We start from the raw sequence: 22,245 nt of genomic DNA on the forward strand, positions 1-22,245 counted from the left end.
TTGACCTGGGAGGACAAAATGTCCCAGTCTTGCTTAATAATACATCGCATTGAATAACAATTTCATGGTAGCAAAAGCTTGAGCGCGGTTGTGGACATTGAAACCGAACAAGACGACCTTGCCTCTCCCATAAGGGACCTCCAATACAGTCGGCCGATCGCGGAGCAGGCGCTCCCCAAGGATCCAACCGCTGACCAACAGCGAATCGTCTGGGAAGCTGACGACAGCTTTTGGCTCGATTTTAATGTATTTGGGAGAGACTGTTTGTTTCGGCTTTGGCTTCTGGTCCTTATTTTGAGTTTGTTCTTTCTCGGTTGGGGCGTTTTTAGCCGTATCCGAAATCGTCTCGAATACGAAACCCGTAGCGAAAAAACCATATCCGTGTTCCTCCAGCCCCGAGGCCAAAGGGTGCGTGGTATCGAATTTCATTTTTAAAATCGAACCTGGATTGCTGAAACTATCTGGCTTGACGTTTTCCAGCACATTTCTCAGCGGAAAATAGAAATGCTTGATGACCAAATCGCAGGATGACTCGTTACAGACCAGTCTGCCGCCATTGCGAACAAATTCCTTGAGCCGATCGACCCCATCCAAACCAATACCACCGACGTAATCTGGGGGCATCGTGCCTTTTTTATGGCCTTCGATGATGGATTTGGTGGGCTGATCGGGCAAAACAATGACGTCATATCGTTTATTCAGGTCACCGGCCTTAATCATCGCATTGGTCAATGTGTCGAATGGGAAGGAGAATTGTTCGAAAATCCAGGCCAGCCAGCCAGCATCCATGACCGCGACCCATGATTTGTAAAGACCGATACGTGGTTTTTTAACTGAGATGGCATTGACCCCCACTGTTCCCCGTCTCGCTTGGGCACCTGTATTTTTCAAAATATCTTGCAATTTTTCGAAACGAACGCTGGTTGCATCGACCAGAAATGAACCGTGGGGGTAGTTTTTTCCAGCGAAACTGAATGGCCCAGTGCTACGCCTTACCTTTCCGCCTGCAGCGAGCATCTGATTGATAGCAATGTAACTCCCGTTATCACTGGCTGAAAAAATAAAGTCATCCCCCTTGCCGTTTAATGGACCAGACTGCAATGCGACGTGAGTGACCTGCTTGCTTTTCACTTCGAAAGGTTTGCTGATCTGGTGGCAAGTAACACCCATCTGCAACGGAAGGGTCCAGCCAGCAGCATCATAGGCTGGAATCGGCTCACGGCTCATCTGTGGGGAGTCTACAAGGCCCTGCCACAGGTGCTTATACTTCCGCAGATCAGGGTATTCCTGGTTTTCGAATAAATTTTTGACGAATAAACCGAACGGCTGACTGGTTGGAATTATGTAACTCCCCTTGGGATAATGGATGCCATTGTGCACGAAATCGGTCTCGGTCTCATAAATCTCAATCCCGTTGATTAAAAGCTTGTTGATGAGGTTGGCTGTTGAATAGGGATCGCGTTGATCACTGGGGATGATCCACCCGTAAGGGGGCTCGCTGGCAAAGCGCTCGATCACATCTTTTCCGATGCGCCATTTGTCGAAAAGCAGATCATAGCGATACTTGGCAGCCGTTTCCAAGAGCGCCATACAGGCGGTCCAGTTATAAGCGATCGCGTCGCTCAAACGCCACCAGCCGCCGAGCCAAGGATTCGGATAAAAGACCCCCCGAGTTAAATCCTGGTGCTCCTTTGGAAAATCGCGAACTTGAACGAATTGGGGTGTGGCGTAACGATAGAGCTGCGTTTCTGTGAGGATGGAGACAGTATTATGACCATCGACCACTTGGGTAGCGTAGCCGGGATACCAGGTATCGAAATTGACGCGTGAGATCGCGCCAGGTTGACCTGCTTCATCAAAGGCCTTTCCCATGGCCGCGCCGATCAAATTTTTCCAACGAATGATGATCGGGTGGATGTTGGGATTAGTCGGTTCGGCATCGGGAGGGATCCAGATGCGCGCTGGAAATGGAGCGGTTTGATGCTGATTGTACAGGATTTCAGGATACCAAACCTGCGATGTGGCAATATTCATATTCTGCGTCTCGATCAAATTCGAGACAAAAGAATCCCGATTATTGTCGTGTCCAGCGTATTTATGATAAAGCCAGGGGATCGGGCTCACCTCATAAGGCGTCCCCACATTCGGCATGTACCAATTCGACACGATCGTCATTCCATCAGGATTGGCAAACACGATTAAAGTGATCACCTCGTGACGGATCAGTTGGGTCCGAGGGTCCTCCATCGTGACCAGATCGTAGGCAAGCTGAGGTAGTAACTGGGCTGGCGCGACCTCAGTGCCGTGCAATCCTCCATCGATCCAGACGATCACTTTGCCCTGCTGGGCGAATTTTTTGGCTTGTTCTTCATCAATCCCTTTAACCAAGCTCAGTTTCTTATTTAGTTCTTTATAATGTTCAAGCTCCTGGATGTTCTCTGCTGAGGATACCACGCCGTATTTCATCCGGCGACCTTCGGAGGTCCGCCCCATATCGAGCACGATCATTCGATCCGTCTGGCTGGCTAAAGTTTCAAAATATCCGATGGCCTGTTCGTAACTCATTAGGTGGAAATCGGCCCCAGGCTTAAAACCCAAGTACGCCTCAGGCGAAATGACCTGCCCGAAAGCTGGTGCACACCAAGATATTAGAACAATTAATCCTTTTATGAAGCGGTTGCGCATTTTGTATGATCCTTTACCAATGAGTTCAAGTGATACGCATGTCTGGTAAAATCGGTCAGCGCTTGCATTCCAATTACTTCGACTTACCTGCGGCGCAATTGACGTTGTTTGATCGTCCCATAGATGGTCAGTCCAGAAATCGCCATTAAGTCAATTGCTGCAATGGACACGAAGTTCATTTGACGATCTATGATTTCCCCCAATGGCCGTCGAGTGAGATCTGGGAGCGGCACTGGGTCCCAAGGAAGGCCATAGTTAAAGGCTAGACCTTTGATGTGCAATAAATGGATGATCGGGATCCCTTTGCTGGCCATTTCAAATAATACCCCCCGCTCTTCTTTGGCTGGTAGGACCTTGGGGCGATTCAGACCTGGTTTAAGTTGTAGCACCAACTCGCTGGTGCCGATATTGGCATAATTGCCGCCAATATTGACAAACGCAGCGATCCGATGAGAGCCCCCTGGCCCGAGATAAATGTTCATCCGGCGAGCCACATTTTTTTCCAAATTAGGCTCATAAAGCAATTCAATCCCGCTCTGCTCGATCTGCTCGATCAAGTTGGATCGAATTGCGGGATCGAAATCGTCACCCACATCGCGATCGCCGCCGAGAGAAATGGCACGTGGCGCGATTGGGAAAATTTTTTTCTGGTAGAGAACCTGAAAGATATGAAGCAAATTAAAATCGGGATTTGTGGCACCATACGACGAACTGCCCAGCGATAGAATGGTGATCGGATAGACTGATAGCGCCTTGGCTGCTGCCAATGTAGCGATCATCAGCGCCGGGAACGAGGCGGAGCAGCCGATTGCAATGCTATCACCAGGGTTAACGCCAGCTTGTTGGAGCAAATGCACTATAACCCTGGCGAAAGCAGGATTGGTCGATGTGCGTTTCGCTTCCAGATTGCCCAGCGTCGTGGCAATAGGAGAGATCTCTGAGCCGATGATGCCAGTTCGATTCGGATCATTGGCGATGTCGATTGGAATCCCAACACTATCGCAATGGGCTTGAATCGCTGATATTGCCTCTTGCATGAGAATAGCTGCGGTTCGCTGCGAAACACTGGTGTTCCTGTCAGATCCTGACCGCAACAGCTTGACGCAAACGATTGCTGCCACGCTGATGATACTGGCAATTAGAATCAGCCCTCTCCAGTGTCGCCCATGGACTTCCTGGAAATAAAATCGTTCTTGACCTGGCGCTTTCATTTCAACTGATGAATGAGTGAATATTCTTCCCCAGGTAACACTTCAACCCCCGTAATAATCCTTCAGCGCTCCATAGCTTCAACACGTTCTCACTGCATTAATCCATCTTTTGTCCATTCCTTCTTTCGCTATTCTACCCCACCCTGATAAGATGGTTAGTTGAAAAAGAGCCGATTGGATGGGGCTTTGCTGGGATCGTGATAATAATATCCCACGCCGTTTTCGACAACTTCAGCATAGCGAGGGACCTGGCTGATCATGATCGCGCGCTCAGGGGTCATCTGAGAAAATTGATTAATAATTTCCAGCACCACGGAACAATGCTGCCCGACCCGTTTTTCGATGGGCCAGCCAGTTTCATCATAGGGGACGAACAATTTTTTTTGTTTGGCAAGGCTTAAGAGAAACGGGTCTCTGCCAGTGAGCAATAGATCGATGGTTTTGGGCCCTGTGGGTTGATCCAGAAAGGGGATTGGTGCTTCTAATAGGAACGGCAACGTATTGGAATAATCGCCGATTTCCCGATGCGACAAACCGCGGAACCCTTTGGGCGATGGCTCCACATGGTTCTCAAAGCCCTCCATGGCGGTGACCGTCATTGAAGTCATGGTTGCGATGTCCATGGATTTCTCTGGCGCGACGATGCAATTGGTGACTGGGAACATGGTTTCCGCCCCATGGATGTCGATGGCCACATCGACGGCCTCTTGTCGCATTAGTTGCATCGCTGCGAAGGTCACACGTTCCATTAATGGTCCATTGGCGCGGCCCGGCCAGGTTCGATTGACATTGCGAACATCCAGATAAGAAAGTAATTGCCGGTCTGGGTAATGAATATAAACGTCCGGATCTGGCCAACTATCTAATGGAGCGGCATTGCGATCGCCGTAGCGAAATTTTTTGCTACCCCAGGGCGTTGGGATCTCAAAGAACAAGGGATAGCCATCGCCAAAATGGGTGACCCGGCTGCCGCTGTTATTGAATTGGGGAATGATGATCAATGTGCCTTGCTCGACAACGGCATTTTCGATGAAGACCAGTGCAGTCAATAGACCCTCCGGTTCATTGGAATGGGTATTACCCAATAGCAATACCTTACCCCCTGGCTGTGAGCCCTCTAGAAAAAATACATAAGTATCGCCCATTGTGCCCTTCAGTCGGGGATTGTAGTCGCTCAGTCTCACCACCTTTGTTACGCCCGGCCCTGCCACGATGGGTAGTTGATAATGGCGATGGTGATAAAATTGGATGGCTGAGATGAGGGTGATCGCCAGAATAACGATGCTAAATACCAATTTAATCGACCAATTCTTTGACATGATTTGCTCCAGAGTTGAATAAGCTCATTGAGCGAATTTTTTCCAATTGACATCAAGTAGATCTTTATGGTTTCTATGGCTCGATCGCACATCACGGTCGTATTGATGTTGGAGAACTTTGATAACCGATCGAAGTTGGACCTGCTTATCGTATGCGGAATATCCGCAGCAGCAGTGGAATTAAAACGATGAGATAGAGCAACATCTTTTCTCTATCCTGTCGCTCCCTGATAAAGTTCCAGATCACCATGGCAGCGATGAAAACGCTGATCAGATAATAGATGATCATGATAATTCCCATATCAATCTCCTTGATGTGTCTTTTTTGGATCAAAGATGCTGATCAAAACTGAAAAGAATCGATTTGCTTAAAGGTTGCGATTTGCAATTGGCTACATGCTCCATTCGACCAAAAATCCCAATTTATCGCTAAAGATGATCATTAAAATGGCAACGATGGTGATGACGATCCATGGTAGCCAGGTAGCACGGAGGAAGGACCAATAGGAATCCTTATACTCGGACATCATGACGCTTAGGCGTCCGATAAAAGCGGTGGGCGGCAGACCGTCGCCCAAAGGCCAGAGGAGGCTCAGCCCAGCGATCACGACTGTGGCATGAAGGCCGATGGAATCCAAAAACCACACCAATGGAATGCCAATGATGGCGGCTGCGCCATAGGTTAATACCCCTTCGGAGATCGGGATAATGATGATCAACAAGATGTAGAGAAGAACGAGTGGAGTGCTCAGCACCGCATACGAGATAAGCCCTCGCACACCAGTGACGGTCATGATTTGCTGGAGCGAACCCACAATGGCCATGGCAGCCAACAGCGGCAACAGCAATTGGACAGTATCCCGACTGAGGGTGAGGATATTGATCCTTTTTGGACTTGCCATCAGGGCGACAATGGCAGCGATGGTGAATTGCAGCGGAAGGCCCAAAATCGGCATGGTGAATGGCCAGATGCGATAAGCAATCACCAAGCCGAAAAAAGTGGCGAAGGGCAGTAGCACGCGCCACCAGCGCATTTGTTCCGGGACTTGAGGCATATTGTTCAGGACTTCTTCGAGGGGCATGTGATGTTCGCGTTTCCAGCCCAATACCAAAATGGTGAATGTGCCCAAAATCAGAACTGGGATGCCCAATGGGAGCTCAAAGCCCACGTACGGGATGGCCGTGCCGGCAGTGAGGATCATCGCCCAGATGTTGACTGGGGGAGCGGCAGCACTGAGCCCGGCGATGATAAACAAGATCGCTGCGACTCGGCGCAGTGAAACGCCGAGATACCGCAACGCCAGGGCGCACGGGGCACCCACCGTCAAAATGGAAACGCTCCCCGCACCAGTCAACGCTCCAGGGATTAGAATGACGATCATCAATAACAACAGCGCGGCCAAGCGCCAACCATAAAAGGTTTTGACAATCCCTCTTACCACATAATTGACTCCACCCGACTCGGCAATGATTTTAATGAATATTGTAGCAGTAACAAACAGCAACATTACATCGAGATAGGTGAGCGTCCCCTCCACCAGATGTCGCGCGAACTGACCGATGGGAGGCGTGTGCACCACTGCTCCGGCAATCCCACCAGCGATAGCCGCAGCCAGCATGCAGATTTCCACCGAGAATTTTCGCCAGCTCGCCAGCGCGTATGCCACCACCATGATCAAAAGAATAGTTCCAATTTGAAGAGTCATGTTCCGCTCAATTTTTATGCTGTGATTGCTCGAGTGAAAATGCTACAAACCTGGAATACCAATTCATTTCCTATGTCTGTCTTTGAACTAATTTCATCATCGATTGTTCAACCGCTTTTACGCATTTATTTAATTTGCATCCCTTCCCGCAAAATAATTCCAATTGGCTATTAATTCGTTCTGCTTAGCTGGAGTCAATGGCTCTTGTTTCTCAACCATCTCTTTTTTGGGGATAAGCCTCGGCTTACGAGGAGATTCCTGCATTCATCGCAATGACAATCATACATCATCCATTTGTTCATTATGCGAAGCAGTAAAATCACTCCCCTACAAAAGGGATGCACTTGTGAGATCCGATCGGATCCAAACTGGCTATTTTTCATCTTCAGCAAAGACCTGCTTTAAAACTCCAACGATATTGAGCGCGTAATTCACCTCTGTGAAGGGTATCCCTTTTTCCTGGGCAATTTTGGAGAATCGGCCATCTTTGTTGCTATCCTTGACCACGATCAGATAGTCGGCGAATGGAGCGACCGCGTCGATCATTTTCTCATTGTCGCTTCCAGGTGCCCCGCGCTTGGATTCACCACCAGAATGGACCGCAATGATAAAAATCTTGTTCTTCTTGCAATAGTCGATGAGCTCTTTCAAGCGCTTTACCTCACTATCGACCGTTAAGCCAGAGGCCCCCATCCCCTTCAGGCTAGCACCGATGGCGAAGATGATCGTTTTATATGGAGTTCCCTTCTTGAATTTTTCAAGATCGGTCTTGATCTCAACGTGAAATCCTTGCTTGGACTGGCGATCGCCCAGTCCGACACCTGCCTGGAGCATGTCTACGGTTGGGACATCGCAATAGTCATATTTGACCTTAGCCTGATTCATGATAACATTCAATGTGTTAATGTCCGCGCTCTGGCCCGCAGAAGTGGTGAGCACAGGTAATTTGGCTTTTGGCAAATTCGTCTCCTGAGAAATCAGAAGCGGCGGGAAAAGCATCATCCCTGAAATCAATGCAACGATCGAAATTTTATTGAATCTCTTCATACGGCAACTCCTCTAATTTTTTGATTCAAACACGAGTATGAATCGCAGAATCTATGCTTGTAGCTAATGACGATAAAGGTAACAAAATGATGCATTCCAAAACATCAAATCGCAGGAGAATTGGGATTGTGCTACTGAAAATTCCCCTCTCAACAAAACAACTTGTCAAAAATTATCCTGCTAAAAGCGTTCTGCTGCAAATCATCCTGCCAAAACTTAACTGGCTAACATTGTTCTGCCATAGCGGTTTCTGTTACAAATCATCCACTAAAATCATTTTTCAAGAAATCGTCAAACACAAAAAATGCGCATGTTCTTGGACAAATTTTATGGTTCTCTCGCTATTCGTTCTTTTGGGGACTGGGAGTTAAGCCATTATATTTGACCAATTCTCTGAGCCACCAGTCTGGGAAGAGCAATGGACGACGTTTTCGTTCCTGGACGTCGTAGATCCAAAGTTTATTGTATTTGACTAACAATTGATCGCCCAATTCCCACCAGGCATTGATGACCAGATTTGCATTGTTGATGCAATATTCCGTTAAAAATTTTCGAGCTAATTCTGGTGATTGCTTATAGAGCGCCAGCGCTTTTTGATCGATTTCGGGGGTGCGATCGACGGCTGGCTTTTCCCATTTTTCTTGGGCTTTTCGGACGTCCTGGATCGCATAGGAATAAACCACTTGGGTATGGAAGTCGACGTAGTCGAACGCCCAACGGGCAGAATTGCGATCGAACTGCCAATGATCGCCAATTTGAAATGACTTTGGAAGCTCAGTCACGCCCTGGTAGAACGGCATCATGCAGTGGGTATCTTGAGCCCCCCAGCCGATCCAGAGTAACCCGCCGATCGGATTGGGCAACCAGCTCCGGCATTGGGTAATCACAACATATTCGGCGCGGTTGACGCCGATGCAGCGTGGCGTGTCATACTTTTGGTCATCCAATTTAAAACCATAAGGCAAGTAATTGGGGTTCTGGAATGGTCCGCCTTGAATGCCACGGGCGGTCCAAAATTGCGTGCCATCGAACTTATCCCGCAACATTAGCATCACATCATAAACTGAGTACTTTTTTTCAGGTTTTATGGAGAATGGGAAATCCATGTTGGGTGTATCTGGGCTGAACTTTTTCGAGGGGGCCACCAGATCAAAAAAACGCCACATTCGGCCTCTGGCGCCATTGGTGCTGCTAGCGCTAAATTCACTCGGAGAATACGCTCGTTTCCAATTGAATGGCTTACCGCTGTTGGGGTCGTAAAAACCATTCTCGATGGCAAAGGAGATGGCATTTTCTGAGGCCATAAAATAGTTTTTATTGCTTAGGTCGATTTCGCCAATTCGCGATTCATTGGGGCAAATGCTGACATGATCGTCTGGCACGCGCTGTGCGCACCATACTGCACCCGGCATGTCGCTATCTGGGACCCATAGCGGCCCGACTGGAAAGATTTCGAAGATCCATGCTTCATTGGGATCAGTGACGGCTAACATTTCGCCATTGTCGGTGTGGCCATACCCATATTTCACCGCCAGATCACCCATAATCTGGATCGCCTCCCGCGCGGTTCTAGCGCGCTCCATCGCGAGCATGGTCAACGCGGTGATGTCCATTTTGGGTGCTGAAGTCTCGTTATCCATCTCCTTGCGGTTGCCAATGGTCGATTCACCAATTGCCACCTGATTGTCGTTCATATAACCGAAAGCGCCATGTAAATAGCCAAAGGTATGAGGCACCTCAGGGATCTCCAGACCGTTGAAATTGCCCTCGATGGCATCCCAGCGCAAGCCCTTCTCCGGGGGTTTGGTCTCAAATTGATTGAACCAATAGATTTTTCGCATCGTGCCAGGCGCGTGATCCTTTGGAGGAACGTAACGCCAGGTCCAATCGCACACTCCACAATCGCAGGTGTGAGTGGAAATCACCGAGCCATCGGCCGATGCTGCTTTCCCAACGATCACGACCGTGCAGGCATCACGCCGATATTCATCTTCCCGATCACAATTCCCACAACTCTGGGCAATAGCTGATGTACCCATGGCAATCCAGAGCATGGCAGACAAGAACAATGCAATCACCAACAAGCTTTTTCCTCTCATAGTGCCTCCAAATTGAATTTTAGATCGAATGGTGAACTCTGAAGTTTTCTAATATAAACTTTTTGTAGATTCAAAACAACCAATTTATTTTATTGCCCTGATTTTTTGAACTGAACCAGGATTGTTCAAAAGTGAGATCATAATCAATAGTCCATGAGATAAAAAACCAAAGTCTTGCTATATTTATCGAGCGAGGTCTTCGCTGGGCTCGGCTGTTCTTCGGCTGCAAAAAATATATAGAATCAACCTGAAGATCGCCACAGAAACCATCTTTATTGGCCTTTTAGAGTCCTGATCTGTCCGATTTTGCCGAAGCAAGACCCGATTATTGGCTGCTCTCAAAACAGAAGTTTCCCAAGAAAATAGATAGTCACGGTCACTGTGATTAACGCGGCAGTAGTGATCAACACGCCCTGGCGCTCGAACTGGTTCGCGATGAGCCCAGGGACCACCCAGCCGATAACACGGAATTCAAGTGATGCGGGCAAAATAGAGGGGAAAAACTGTAATGAAATAAACGTCCAAAGGCCACCGAACAAGATCATAAAGACAAGCCTTCTTTTGCCGAACAAGATCAGATGCCGTGAGATAATCTTGAAGCTGATCATGGTCAGCAGCGCGACCACCCATGTCGCAGCAATCCGAGCTGGCTGGTCGACAAACAAGACCAAATAGCTCGGCACAATGATGCCACCTGGATAATATCCAGTCAACGAAATGAACAACAACGAGATGAGCAACCCTAAAAAAGAAATTTCATATCTCATAAGCTTCCCCGATCAGATTCCAATGTTCCACCAATAAGCGGCCCAGACCAGCGATGTTACCGAAGCCAAAAATCACAGAAGGAATTCCGAGTTTAGCAAATATGTCGGTCATGAGCGCAGTGGGCTGTTTGGCGGACAAAATTTGAACAGAGGGAATGTGCCGCTTCATGACTTTTTTATGAGCGCCGATCACAAAAATTTGTTTGAAATTAAACTCTGAGCCATTTTTCAGAGCATGAATCCATTGGAGTGTTCGATCGCCACGATCGGCGCGCAGGTTCAGGAGCCCGATTAAGTTTTGATCTGCCTCCGGTAACTGCTTTTTGACCCAATCCAGGATTTCGCGAGTCGAAGTAGGGTCATTTGCAGCAAAGGCATTGACTAAGTAATGGGCAGGACCAGAGTTGGCAGATTGATATCTCCAGATTTTCAAGCCACCGATATCCGCCTGGGCGCTGTTGATTCCTTTGGAAATGGTCTCATCATCCATTCCGAGATGATGTCCCAGCGCTGAAGCTAAGGCGATGTGGTCAGATAACAGCGCCGGCAAACGATAGCGTTCGGCATCAAGCTCATCTTCTCTTTTTTTCTCTGAAATCGCGATCAAATGAATACCATTTTTCTTGCAGATTGCGGAGATTGATGGCCGCAGCTCAGTGGCTGGAATAAATAGCTTTGCATTGGGAGGTAAATCCAAGCAAAAGACTGAGGCGATCTGGTCTTCAGTCTCGCCCATGGCATCGATATGATCTAATCGGATATTGGTGATTAGAACGATGTTCGGTCGCAACAGTTGCTGGGACTCAATAAAATGATTTTCTGGATGAATGCTCATGATTTCGGATACGATGCAATTTACTTGAAGTTGAACAGCCTTTCTCAGCAAATGTTTCTGTTCCAGAATGGTGGGCAGACCGCGCCGAGGGACGTATTGCTCGCTCCCGTCTGGGAGGATGTATTTTGCTTCCGATCCGGTGGTCTTTGCGAGCACCCGTTTTCCACTGGCACGGAGCACCGCTGCGATCATTCGAACCAGCGTGGTTTTCCCCCGAGTGCCTGTGACCGTGATCCGCAGTGGGATCGCCTGCAACCTTCGCTCCAATAGGATTCGCTCAGCAATCAGATAAATCATGAAGCACAAAATTGTCAAAACCAAAGCAATCAACAGATGGTCCTTCCCAAAATTTCTCAAGAGAATTCAGCTAATTCAGTTTTAAGTGTTCGCTGCTGGAACATAACGCCCTGGGAGGAACGAAAATTTGACGCCATTGATTAGTAATAAATCAATCATGCAGCATCCGAATTTATGTGGAGGGATGATCGATACCGTCATGCTGTCATCGAATTAGCGATTTGAGTTCCGGCTTTTTATGCGGCTGACTTTGAAGGGGATAGTTGGGTTCAACCACTGCCCCTCTGCTGGCTGGCGATGGATGGCGCGTACCACGTCCATTCCTTTGATCACACGACCAAAGGCGGCGAAGCCCTGACCATCGGGATTCCTTCTGCCGCCGAAATCAAGCGCTGGTTGATCGCCAATGCAGATGAAAAATTCCGATGTCGCTGTGCCTGGCTCGTTCCGAGCCATGGAAATAACTCCATCTTGATGAACAATCCCGGTCATCGCCGTAGTTTCATGCGGTATCGGAGGCAAACTCAATGGATGATCATCATCTTTTAGCCCGCCTTGAATGACTTCGATCTTGATCGCATTGTTCGGTTGATTATCCAGACGAACCGTCCGATAGAACGAAGCCCCCTCAAATCGATTTTCGTCTACATATCGCAGAAAGTTTGCAGTGGTTATGGGCGCGGCTTTGGCATAAAGCACCACCTCAAAATCGCCTAGGCTGGTTTGAAATGTGACTCGCGGCAATTGTCGCCCATGACAGCTTAAAAACAGAATACAAAGGAAAAAGCTTGACAGTCTCAAATTTTTAATCATAATTTATCATTGCAGGTGGAATTCAATTCAGACACTTTTCGGCTCAATGCCAGAGGATCGTCCTTAAACTTGCAATAGCATATGAATTACCCGAAATGTTGTGACTGCCTCATCAGCCATCTTGATAAATTGTGCAACCAAATAAAACCCTTTGAAAAGATCAAATTTGCCCACTGAAAGATGAATGACAATTTTCCATTTTGACGGCAGGAGCTAGGATCCTGCTGGAACGACGTCAAATTCTTTCTCCCAACTACCTCTGCTGGTCGACAGTCGGAGCTTGTATTTTCCCGGGGCAATCAGCTTAGGTTCGCTTTTGGCATCCTTGGGATCAGTAGTTTTGAGATCCCAACGGATAAAATGAAGTCCCTTTTTATCCGATGCTGCAAATTCTTTGATTGATTGTTGAGATGGATCGATAACGGATAATTTAATAGGTTGGTCGCTGGCTAAAAAGTAACCGAATTTTGCTTCGGTTGACCAGCGGGGTTTGCCCTCTCGCGTTAGTGGGGGCAATTTAATGGCTGGGATATCATAAAGAAACGCCCCAGAAATTAGCATTGAGTCGGTTATGGCTTGGATATAACGCACATCCATTGCCCACACTCCCCGACCATGAGTAGCGGCGATCAGGATATCTTCGCGAGGATGAATCACCAAATCATGAACAAAGGTGGTCGGGAAATTTTTGGCTAGTACTTGCCAGGAGTTACCCGCATCGATGGATACATAAGCGCCCAAATCGGTGCCCACATAGAGCACATTTTTGTTTTTGGGGTCTTCTCGGACCACGTTGATCGGTCCGCATGGCAGATTGCTGGAGAGGTCTTCCCACGAACGGCCGTAATCTCGTGACCGCCACAAGTAAGCGGCGAAATCATCATCCCGTTTGCCGTTTTGTGCCAAATATATTGTGCCTTCATCGAATTTAGATGCAACGATCCTTGAGATCCAGCGATCTGGCAACGGTTTCGAAATCTCCTGCCAGCTCAAACCATAATCATGGGTCACATGAGCACGGCCGTCATCAGTACCAACATAAATCAGCCCAAATTTGAGCGGCGATTCTGAAATCGTAAAAATGGTCTGGTAAGGGATGTCTCCCATTTTATTCGGATCGTTGTAAGTGAGATCTGGACTGATCTTTTGCCATGTGTCGCCTTGATCCAGCGATCGGAACAGAAAGTTCATCCCGTGATAGATGATTCTGGGATTATGTGGAGAAATAATGAACGGCGCCAGCCATTGCCCACGCAACTTTGGCTCGTTGGGGCCAGGTTTTGGCGCTATGGTCTTTCGTTCATTCTTGCCGAGATCGCTGCGGGTAAGCGTACCATAGAAGCCAGCCGAATAAACGATATTGGGATCGGTGGGATCGATAGCGTGATGGCTGCCCTCTCCGCCTGGAGCTGGCTCCCATCTGACAGCGGGAATCCGATCCCGCCCCAAGCTTAAATCTACAACACCGCGATAGCTGCCATGATCTTGAATCGAGCCGTAAACATGAAATGGTTCGGCCATATCATACATCACATTAAAAAATTGCACCAGAGGCAAATTATCAGTGAAGGTGCGCCAATTCTGGCCGCCATCATAAGAGATCGCCAACCCGCCATCATTGGCATTGACCAAATATTTAGGATTGTCTGGATCGATCCAGAGCCCATGGTGATCGACGTGCATTCCTGTCAATCGCCGAAAGGTTTTTCCACCGTCCTCTGAGACATGTAAATGAATGCCCATGACGTAGATTTTATTTTCGTAGATGGGATCAACTCGGATTTGGCCGAACACCCAGCCGTAAGTGCCAGAGAGTTTGACCGTCTCATCAGTGGTCTCATGGGTCTGCTGCCAGCTTTTTCCTGCGTCCACTGATCGAAATATCGTTGCGCCTTTGATGATCGGTCCCCGAGGACGGCCGTATGCATCGGTTTCTTCTGTCTCTGGCTCTTTGTATGGCTCGTAATTGTCAATAAACGCATAGAGCACATTTGGCTTGGATTGACAAAGATCGATTCCAATTCGACCTCGAAATTTTGCCTCTGGAAGCCCTTGATTGATGGGCTGCCAATGTTCACCCCCATCGATCGTCTTAAAGATTCCGCTCCCAGAGTAATCAGGCTCGTTTCGCGGATCGTTCCATTTTTTCCGAATGCGCTGCCACGTGGCGGCATAGAGCGTATTAGGATCGCTGGGATCCATCACCAAGTCAATTGCCCCTGTTTTATCGTTGATATAGAGCACTTTTTTCCAAGACTCTCCGCCATTTGTCGTTTTATAAATGCCGCGGTCTGGATTGTTAGTCCACTCATGACCCGAGGCGGCGACGTAGACGATATTTGGATCGGTGGGATGGATCACGATTCGGGCGATGGTGTGAGTGTTGGCCAATCCCTTGTATTCCCAGGTTTCACCTGCATCCGTCGATCGAAATACGCCACTACCAGCCATAGAGCTGCGGAAAATATTGGCCTCGCCAGTTCCAACCCACAAGATATTGGGATCCGACGGTGCCAGGGCGATGTCGCCGATGGAAGTCGAAGGTGCGTGCTCGAAGATCGGCTGCCATGTGGTGCCTTCATTCACCGATTTCCATACGCCGCCTGAAGCGCCCGCCACATAGATCGTATAGTTCTTCCCCTTTGGGGCAACAACAGCCACATCAGTCATCCGGCCACTGATGTTTGTTGGACCCAAAAATTGCCATGGCAGTTCAGCGAATAACGACCCCTTTTTCATGACCTCGTGCTGGTGATATAACTTCAATCGTTGTTCTGCATCGATTGGAGTCTTGCCCCATTTGGTAAATCCTTCGAGTTGTAGGCCGAAAAGCCATGTGATGATGAGAAGACCCAGCAGGACAATATAGGTTGGAGTCCAATGGCGCGGGTTCATCTATTTCTCCTTAACGAATAATGCGTTTCGAGGTCGATAAATGATCAAACATCTCTCATTCAGGTGCATGTTAACAACTGTCATTCCTGCGTATGCAGGAATCTTTGTGTTGAATCTCACTTGCCATAGGGTGCCTGCATGCGCAAGCATGGCATTATTATCAGACTGCCCTGTCATTCCTGCGTATGCAGGAATCTTTGTGTTGAATCTCACTTGTTATGGGGTACCTGCATGCGCAGGTGCGATATTGGCATTTTGGAGATGATGAGTCTTACAGATGTTTATGGATTCTTACAGAAAATAGGCCTTGCGGGCTAATAATAACCAATGGCGCTATAGCCCACCCAATGATGGATATTATACGGCGCAGTAGTACCGATGCCGATCTCCAGCGGTAATTTTCCCAGGCGATAGCTGGTGTCGTAACGCAGGAGGTAACCGTGAAGCGGCGCATGATCCAGTTGCTCGATCAATTTTCGCACTGTGTTGAGGCCAAATGGGATGGCGAAACGGCCGCACCAACGGATCTTATAATCTCTCAGATCATTCTCTCCCCATACGCGTTGGCAGAAATGTTGAAGCTTCTCACTGGTCAACTTCCCAGTGAGATTGTTACGAATGAGGCTGCTATCCTGCTGGGTGGCCTTCAAATACCCAGCCTCGTCTACGCCAAAAGGTGCCAAATTTCGGCCACCCCAATCCTGATCGCCGTAGTGATCACCATCGTTGGAACAGATGAAGGCAATGTCCACGCCCAAGCGCCAGCCATGCTTCTTAATGATCGTGACCAGCGCTTTTGAAAGATATTGAGAGAGCAGCTCGATGCGCGGCCAATTCATATAAGGCACCAAAATCGAAACGATCTCTGCCTCTGGTTGGTAATACTGAATGAACGGCAAGATGCCTTCGACGGAATGCTCCTCGGATTGCCACTCATTATTGATCACAAAAATCTCTTTCGGCAAAAGCTCGATGATTTCCTGGCGCAAATCCGAAATTTTCATAATCCCATTCGCGGAGCGCCAATAATCGAAATCATCGAAAATTAGCGAATCCTGAACGCCCCATTGTGCGGCTTTATGTGCGACACCGAAGATGACATAACGTTTAGCCTTCATATTCTGAAACAAATGAACATAAACCCGGCCAGCCAGCAGATGGTCGTCATGTGGACAAATTCCAGCAACCCATGGCCGAGGCTGAAACCGAGCGCGAAGCAAAGCCAATTGTTCATGCTCTAACTTTTCTGCCAGCTCCACCACGGCTTGAATCTGCTCTTGAGTATAACAGAAGCCAATGGTATCCTTAAGCGCGCGAACGCGCGCACCTTTTGGTACTGCCTGACTCCAGCACTGCTTGATGAATGCGAATGCGCAAATCAATAAGCAGATGGATGCAAAAGTCGAGCTAGTTTTGATCCAGTGAAAACCATTCATAGTATTGGTCCTGTTAATACGCCCCGCTTTTGAAGGAAGTCAAATTAGATCGTGCTTTTCACTGGTAATTTTATCGTTCTTAACACCTATTGTCATGAATTAGACAATGAGCATTAAATTTCATTGATGAATGAAACACAATAAATCCTTCAGCAAACTCAATTATAGGCCTTGATTGTCCCCATAGTGCAACTTTTCTGCTAAAGTATGCGAATCGCCTTGTTAGGATAGCATTAGCTTAGGCGGTGAAGTTAAAGATGAAAGGAGCTCCGAATTTAATCCAATTAGATAATCTTAATATTTGCCTCTAATTTCGACTATGATTTAAACAACGAGAGGGCGGTATCCACGTCCGACACATCCATGACAATAGAGAATTGCTTTCCTCCTGCACAGGTAATCCCATAAATATAACTGATATTGATCCCAACATGCCCGATTCGTTCGGTGATATAAGCAAGCTCTTTGGTCTTATTTTCAACTTTGGTTTGGATCACGTCTCGAATTTCAGTGACGTAATTGTGTTGCCTTAAAACCTGCTGTGCCTTTTCAGGGTTTTTAACGATCAGCTTGGCGCTATCGACAAAAGCGGCCAGCGTTTCTATTTTAATATTCTCCTTTGCTAAAACCGATAGCATTTCTCCCAATGCTTTCGGGCGATCCTCAAGAACAACAAACAATTCTTTGATTTTTTCCATACCGAACCTCCACATTAGAGAGATGAAGAGCGAATGTATCTTTTGCGCTGAAAAATTGGGGAAGTGAAGTGTGAAATGAAAATCAAGCTTGATGTTGGAATTGCCCAAAGAGGCGTATACTTGAAAAAGGACAAAATCAGTTTTTGTTGGACGCCATATCCGATGATCGAAATCATGAGGATACAGAACTGAGTGATAATCCGCTCGAACCGTTTGCTCCCATATTGACTCATTGTTCCAATAAAGGAGACGATGGATCTCGATCTCCTCCACAGGTTTGCTCGAAAATCAGCATTCCGAGCACTTCCTCTGTCGGAGCGGTTCCAATAGATCTTCAGCAAACGTAACTCATTTGAAATTGTGGCAAAAATAAGCGGCATTGGGTTGGAGTTGAAAGCAACATGGGTTGTCCCTTGATGATTCAATTGAATCTCCTCACAAGATTACAACGGGTCGTCTCCTTTTTCGATGACCAACTATCAACTCTCTGCGATGATAGCTGCTATGCTTTAAGTTGAAACTTTTAGTAGCGCTGGGATAAAGCTCCACCCCATAAATTGGGAAAACGATCAGGTAGTTATTCATTTTTAATGGCAAACCAAATTTCTGTTGCAAATTCCGTTGGAACGTTAGAAGGATGGTTCGCTGGGAACCGCTCCACAATTGGTCCCGCAGGCGACAAGTGGTGTGACCTCATGAATTTTGAAACAAGAGGATAAATTGTCTCTAATTTGTTCTCTGGTCCCTGATATTTTGCTTGCACCACTCTGTTAAAGTTCCATTTTTTTACCTGGAGTGGTTCCATTACCACCAGGCTTTCGGGCACCACAAATCCAATGTCCCAGTTCATCGGACCTGTTCCCTCGCCTGGTGCATGATCAAAAATCGCGAGCAAAGTATCTGCCAATTCAAACCCTTGAATGGATGCCTCTGCTCGGAAGGTATCAACAGCAGACTGATAATCCCTGAAATTTCCCTGGGAGGACAAACAGACATAGCTGAAAGGCGATATTTCGATTGTGGCACATTGAATCTCAGGATCAGCTTGCTCGATTACGACAGGTTTCTCATGATTTTTTTGGCAGCCAGCAGTCAACAATAATAAAATCCCAATGAAGATCGCCCTCGCGATTCTCATGATATGCTCCTATCATGGGTCAACGACTGAAGCCCATTTAGATAAACAGCGCTTCGCTCCGCGCTTGGCTCAGTCAAGACAAGCTCGAATTATGCGATGGTTACCGCGCACCGATGAGAAACTCATTGGCATGGACTATCGATCGAACCGAATCAAAAATCTTTTAATGCGCTGAAATATATAGCAAATATTTTTAAATGTCAAGTGGAAAATCGAATTGGCACAGTTCGTCTGCTACCGAAAAGGTCGCTATGACAAGCTGCAAATCAAATCGAAAAATTTTTTTATTGACATTGTGATTATTTTTTGTTAATACTAATAGCAGACTTATGGTAGAATCATCCTACCAAACGCGGTTGATATGACGGCTCGCTATTGGTTAGCAGGAATTTCTTTGAGCAAGATAAATCGGATCTGAGCATTGCTAGCAATGAAGATGCAAATTTAGTTTGTCTAATTTAGGAATTATAACTGAGTTTCATGGCTCTAAAAATTTAAAACATATTCCTGTGAATCCAAACAACTTTTTTTTGAAAGAAGCGGCAAAATTGATAATTCGATGTGAAAGATCGGAAGCGTGATAATCATAATTTGCTTTTTATGCAGAACCAAAGGTAATAACCACGAGGAGGAATGATGAAGCCTGAGTTCACTTTCTGGTTTTTAATTATTGGTCTCTTAGCTGGCTGGATTGCTGGCCGCATCACCAAAGGCAGAGGGTTCGGTCTGATTGGAAATCTCATCCTCGGAGTGATAGGCGCGCTGATCGGAGGGTTTTTATTTAGCTTGCTGCAGATCAAAGCCGCAGGCCCGATCGGGATGTTGGTAGCAGCCGTGGTCGGTGCCATTGTACTGATCTGGTTGATCGGGTTGATTCGAGTGAAGAAGTAGCTTCGGCTGCCCTTGCGAGGGTGCTTGGCCTTCGCAAGGGCGCTAGAGCAATCCATGAGCTCAGCCATTCCCATTGCGGACCGGCCCAACCATATTGACTCAGGTCGATGCGACCAGGGATGTCGAACTGAATCCCTTTGGCCTCCAGTTTTTCGCGTTGTCTCAGGCTTTCGTCGCCATCGATCCGCAAACTGATATGTCCCTGGCGATTGATCACCCGATGCCATGGCACATCGCAATTGGACATCAGCGCTGCCGAGGCATATCCCATATTGCAAGCGCTCAATTCGCCGACAATTTCTGCTACTTGGCCGTAGCTGGCTACGCGACCGACTAGGATTTGAGAGATCACTTCGTAAATGTGCTCATACATCTCCGTCTTTTTGACATCATCACTCAGGTCCGCCCCCTTTCGATTGCTCCCCGAAATTTGGATGCGTGAGCCTCCAGCTCATCCAAATTTTTAGGCCAATCAGAGCGCAAGAGTCGCGATAGCGATCGATCAGCCAGCAATCTGCCGCTCGTTTGGCAGGTCGGACAATAATTGGTCTCATTTTCGGCATATCGGATGCGCTGGATAATTGTGCCGCACACGGGGCAAGGTTTTCCGAAACGGCCATGGACGGCCATGTCGGCTCGGAACGCCGTAACCTTTTCAGGGAAGCCATCGCCAGCTTCGGCCCGAAGCCGGTTAACCCATTCTATCAGCGTAGTTTGAGCGGCCTGATAGAGTTGTTCGATCTGGGCGTCGGAGATTCTGCTGGTCAACATCACTGGAGAGAGCCGCGCCCGATGCAGAATCTCGTCGGAATAGGTGTTGCCGATCCCGCTGAACAGGTGTGGATCAGTGAGCGCCCGTTTGAGCGTATGGTTTTCGGACTGAAGACGAGCTTTAAATTCCGAGAATGAGGCCGTTAAGACGTCCAATCCGCCAGCATCGAACGACAGCAGTTGGAACTCGCCCCGGATCAGATGCAACGACGCGCGTTTCTTTGTCCCAGCTTCTGTCAACAAGAGGGTCCCATTGGGAAAGTCGAAGCCAGCCAAACCGACTTTGGCGGGAACAGCAGCACCAAGTGCCCGCCAGTGGAAGCGGCCCGCCACCATCAAATGAAAGATCAAATAAAATTTATCCTCGAAGGCGAACACGATCTGCTTGCCCAGCCGTTGGAAGCCGATGAGTTTTTTGTGAACGACCTCCTGGATGGGCGGATCAACACTGCGCAGCAGAAATGGGCTGACGATGCGCACTTGTTCTAAGGCTTGGCCCAACAGCAGCGCATTCAATCGCTCTAGATAGACGATAATGTCCGGATATTCGGGCACTGGAGGCCTCCGTTTGTTCGATCGCCCCCTGCGAACCATTAGAACTCTTGCTTGGGAGCATGCACAGAATTGTTCAACCAATAAATTTGATCCAATAGCGTTTCAAAATCCTGGGCAAAAGCATCTGGGGTGTCGGATGCATCTAAGGGTGGCATGCGAGAGGCGCTGGCGCGCCGCAGGCTTTCGAAATATCGCCGTTCAAAATCCTCCCTCGGTTCATATCCTTTCTTTTCCAGTGGCAGGGACAGCCAGATGGTTTTCATGCCAATGGCTTTGGCCGGTTTGATGTCGTTATCCACCCGATCGCCGATCATGATCGCCTCGGGCGCTGGGCAATTTGCCTGCGCCAATGCCCAACGGAAAAAGTTCACGTCTGGTTTAACCATCCCCACAATTTGACTGATGCCATGGATCCGAAAATAGCCAAGCAGCCCCAATTGATCGAGCACGCCGATCACCTCCCGCGGCTGATTCGCGATGATGCCCAACTGATAATTTTCAGCTAATTTTTGAATGACCGGACCAATTCCTGGAATGATCGGGCTATGCTGCGCCCAGTTATCCGATAAAGCTCGTCGGATCCGTCTGTCAACCTTTTGCCAGACGCCATCCCCTAAAAATCGCCTCATCACCACTTCATAGTGCCTGCCGTTGCGCTCCACCAAAATCGATCGTTCTCGCACGGCCAGAACCTCCTCCAACGAGACGGTTTGTCCGTTTTGCTGAATGGCCTGAAAGATCTCATGATAGAAGAACGCCATGGCAGGGTCATCATTTAATATCACGTTGCCGATGTCGAAAAAAATCCATTTGATCATTTTCTTTCCAGTTTTGCAAGCTGATTCCATCTGCCAACTGGCTATTGGTTTCAACTTAAGAAGGGAATTTTATTTTGAGCGATCCACCAACGGGCTATTAGCGCCCAAATAGAATATTTTGTTTTCAGAGACCGCTGAAGCGGTCAGCCACTCTTATGAATTTGTCATTAAAGTCCGAATTCATTCGGGCTTTAATAACAAACTCGGATCGCATTCAATAACCGTTTTAACGGTTTTAACATTTTTTTGAGCTCGAGTTGACGG

Annotated in this window: 18 protein-coding genes; 1 reads left to right on the forward strand and 17 read right to left on the reverse strand. The window is 47.8% G+C overall.

Translation table 11 applies throughout. The annotated features are described in order from the left end of the window. Nucleotides 1–33 precede the first annotated feature (33 nt). The 14 genes from ONB37_15040 to ONB37_15105 all read right to left on the reverse strand — a co-directional run bounded on the left by ONB37_15040 (nucleotide 34) and on the right by ONB37_15105 (nucleotide 18,946). The gene (locus tag ONB37_15040; GenBank protein ID MDZ7401469.1) at nucleotides 34–2,685 is read right to left on the reverse strand and encodes a M14 family zinc carboxypeptidase; all 2,652 of its coding nucleotides are present in this window, start codon (nucleotides 2,683–2,685) and stop codon (nucleotides 34–36) included. 83 nt (nucleotides 2,686–2,768) lie between these two features. After that, the gene (pgsW, locus tag ONB37_15045; GenBank protein MDZ7401470.1) at nucleotides 2,769–3,896 is read right to left on the reverse strand and encodes a poly-gamma-glutamate system protein; all 1,128 of its coding nucleotides are present in this window, start codon (nucleotides 3,894–3,896) and stop codon (nucleotides 2,769–2,771) included. Between the two features lie 155 nt (nucleotides 3,897–4,051). After that, entirely contained in the window at nucleotides 4,052–5,215 is a 1,164-nt protein-coding gene (locus ONB37_15050) for a succinylglutamate desuccinylase (GenBank protein ID MDZ7401471.1), read from the reverse strand. 145 nt (nucleotides 5,216–5,360) lie between these two features. Beyond that, nucleotides 5,361–5,516, reverse strand: a complete 156-nt coding sequence (locus tag ONB37_15055) for a hypothetical protein (protein ID MDZ7401472.1) — start codon at nucleotides 5,514–5,516, stop codon at nucleotides 5,361–5,363. 91 nt (nucleotides 5,517–5,607) lie between these two features. Next, a complete protein-coding gene (locus tag ONB37_15060; protein ID MDZ7401473.1) occupies nucleotides 5,608–6,921 on the reverse strand; it encodes a C4-dicarboxylate ABC transporter in 1,314 nt (437 codons plus the stop codon). Nucleotides 6,922–7,293: 372 nt separating this feature from the next. After that, nucleotides 7,294–7,968 carry a DUF6305 family protein gene (locus ONB37_15065; protein ID MDZ7401474.1) on the reverse strand — a complete coding sequence of 225 codons (675 nt, stop codon included), beginning with the start codon at nucleotides 7,966–7,968 and terminating at the stop codon, nucleotides 7,294–7,296. Nucleotides 7,969–8,309: 341 nt separating this feature from the next. After that, nucleotides 8,310–10,067 (reverse strand): C69 family dipeptidase, encoded by a 1,758-nt coding sequence (locus tag ONB37_15070; protein MDZ7401475.1) that lies wholly within the window; start codon nucleotides 10,065–10,067, stop codon nucleotides 8,310–8,312. A 338-nt stretch (nucleotides 10,068–10,405) separates the two neighbouring features. Further along, on the reverse strand, nucleotides 10,406–10,834 hold the full coding sequence (pgsC, locus tag ONB37_15075) for a poly-gamma-glutamate biosynthesis protein PgsC (protein MDZ7401476.1): 429 nt from the start codon (nucleotides 10,832–10,834) through the stop codon (nucleotides 10,406–10,408). Beyond that, a complete protein-coding gene (gene pgsB / locus ONB37_15080; GenBank protein MDZ7401477.1) occupies nucleotides 10,824–11,984 on the reverse strand; it encodes a poly-gamma-glutamate synthase PgsB in 1,161 nt (386 codons plus the stop codon). Before pgsB ends, pgsC begins: the two co-directional genes overlap by 11 nt. A 195-nt stretch (nucleotides 11,985–12,179) precedes the next feature. After that, a complete protein-coding gene (locus tag ONB37_15085; protein ID MDZ7401478.1) occupies nucleotides 12,180–12,710 on the reverse strand; it encodes a peptidylprolyl isomerase in 531 nt (176 codons plus the stop codon). A gap of 282 nt (nucleotides 12,711–12,992) precedes the next feature. Continuing rightward, the gene (locus tag ONB37_15090) at nucleotides 12,993–15,674 is read right to left on the reverse strand and encodes a hypothetical protein (protein ID MDZ7401479.1); all 2,682 of its coding nucleotides are present in this window, start codon (nucleotides 15,672–15,674) and stop codon (nucleotides 12,993–12,995) included. A gap of 314 nt (nucleotides 15,675–15,988) precedes the next feature. Next, on the reverse strand, nucleotides 15,989–17,110 hold the full coding sequence (amrB, locus tag ONB37_15095; GenBank protein ID MDZ7401480.1) for an AmmeMemoRadiSam system protein B: 1,122 nt from the start codon (nucleotides 17,108–17,110) through the stop codon (nucleotides 15,989–15,991). Between the two features lie 317 nt (nucleotides 17,111–17,427). Continuing rightward, nucleotides 17,428–17,808, reverse strand: coding sequence for a hypothetical protein (locus tag ONB37_15100; protein ID MDZ7401481.1), 381 nt, complete (start codon nucleotides 17,806–17,808; stop codon nucleotides 17,428–17,430). 577 nt (nucleotides 17,809–18,385) lie between these two features. Continuing rightward, nucleotides 18,386–18,946 carry a GyrI-like domain-containing protein gene (locus ONB37_15105; GenBank protein ID MDZ7401482.1) on the reverse strand — a complete coding sequence of 187 codons (561 nt, stop codon included), beginning with the start codon at nucleotides 18,944–18,946 and terminating at the stop codon, nucleotides 18,386–18,388. 633 nt (nucleotides 18,947–19,579) lie between these two features. Here ONB37_15105 and ONB37_15110 point away from each other — a divergent pair. After that, nucleotides 19,580–19,837 carry a GlsB/YeaQ/YmgE family stress response membrane protein gene (locus ONB37_15110; protein ID MDZ7401483.1) on the forward strand — a complete coding sequence of 86 codons (258 nt, stop codon included), beginning with the start codon at nucleotides 19,580–19,582 and terminating at the stop codon, nucleotides 19,835–19,837. On the opposite strand, the gene ONB37_15115 is transcribed toward ONB37_15110, so the two are convergent. Genes ONB37_15115 through ONB37_15125 form a run of 3 tightly spaced genes read right to left on the reverse strand, consistent with a single transcriptional unit; the run spans nucleotide 19,743 to nucleotide 21,981 of the window. After that, on the reverse strand, nucleotides 19,743–20,210 hold the full coding sequence (locus ONB37_15115) for an MGMT family protein (GenBank protein MDZ7401484.1): 468 nt from the start codon (nucleotides 20,208–20,210) through the stop codon (nucleotides 19,743–19,745). The two genes, ONB37_15110 and ONB37_15115, sit on opposite strands and share 95 nt — an antisense overlap. A gap of 23 nt (nucleotides 20,211–20,233) precedes the next feature. Beyond that, nucleotides 20,234–21,163, reverse strand: coding sequence for a formamidopyrimidine-DNA glycosylase (locus ONB37_15120; GenBank protein MDZ7401485.1), 930 nt, complete (start codon nucleotides 21,161–21,163; stop codon nucleotides 20,234–20,236). 38 nt (nucleotides 21,164–21,201) lie between these two features. After that, entirely contained in the window at nucleotides 21,202–21,981 is a 780-nt protein-coding gene (locus tag ONB37_15125; protein MDZ7401486.1) for an HAD family hydrolase, read from the reverse strand. Between the last annotated feature and the right edge of the window lie 264 nt (nucleotides 21,982–22,245).

It is taken from the genome of candidate division KSB1 bacterium (assembly GCA_034506395.1).
Lineage (GTDB): Bacteria > Zhuqueibacterota > Zhuqueibacteria > Thermofontimicrobiales > Thermofontimicrobiaceae > Thermofontimicrobium.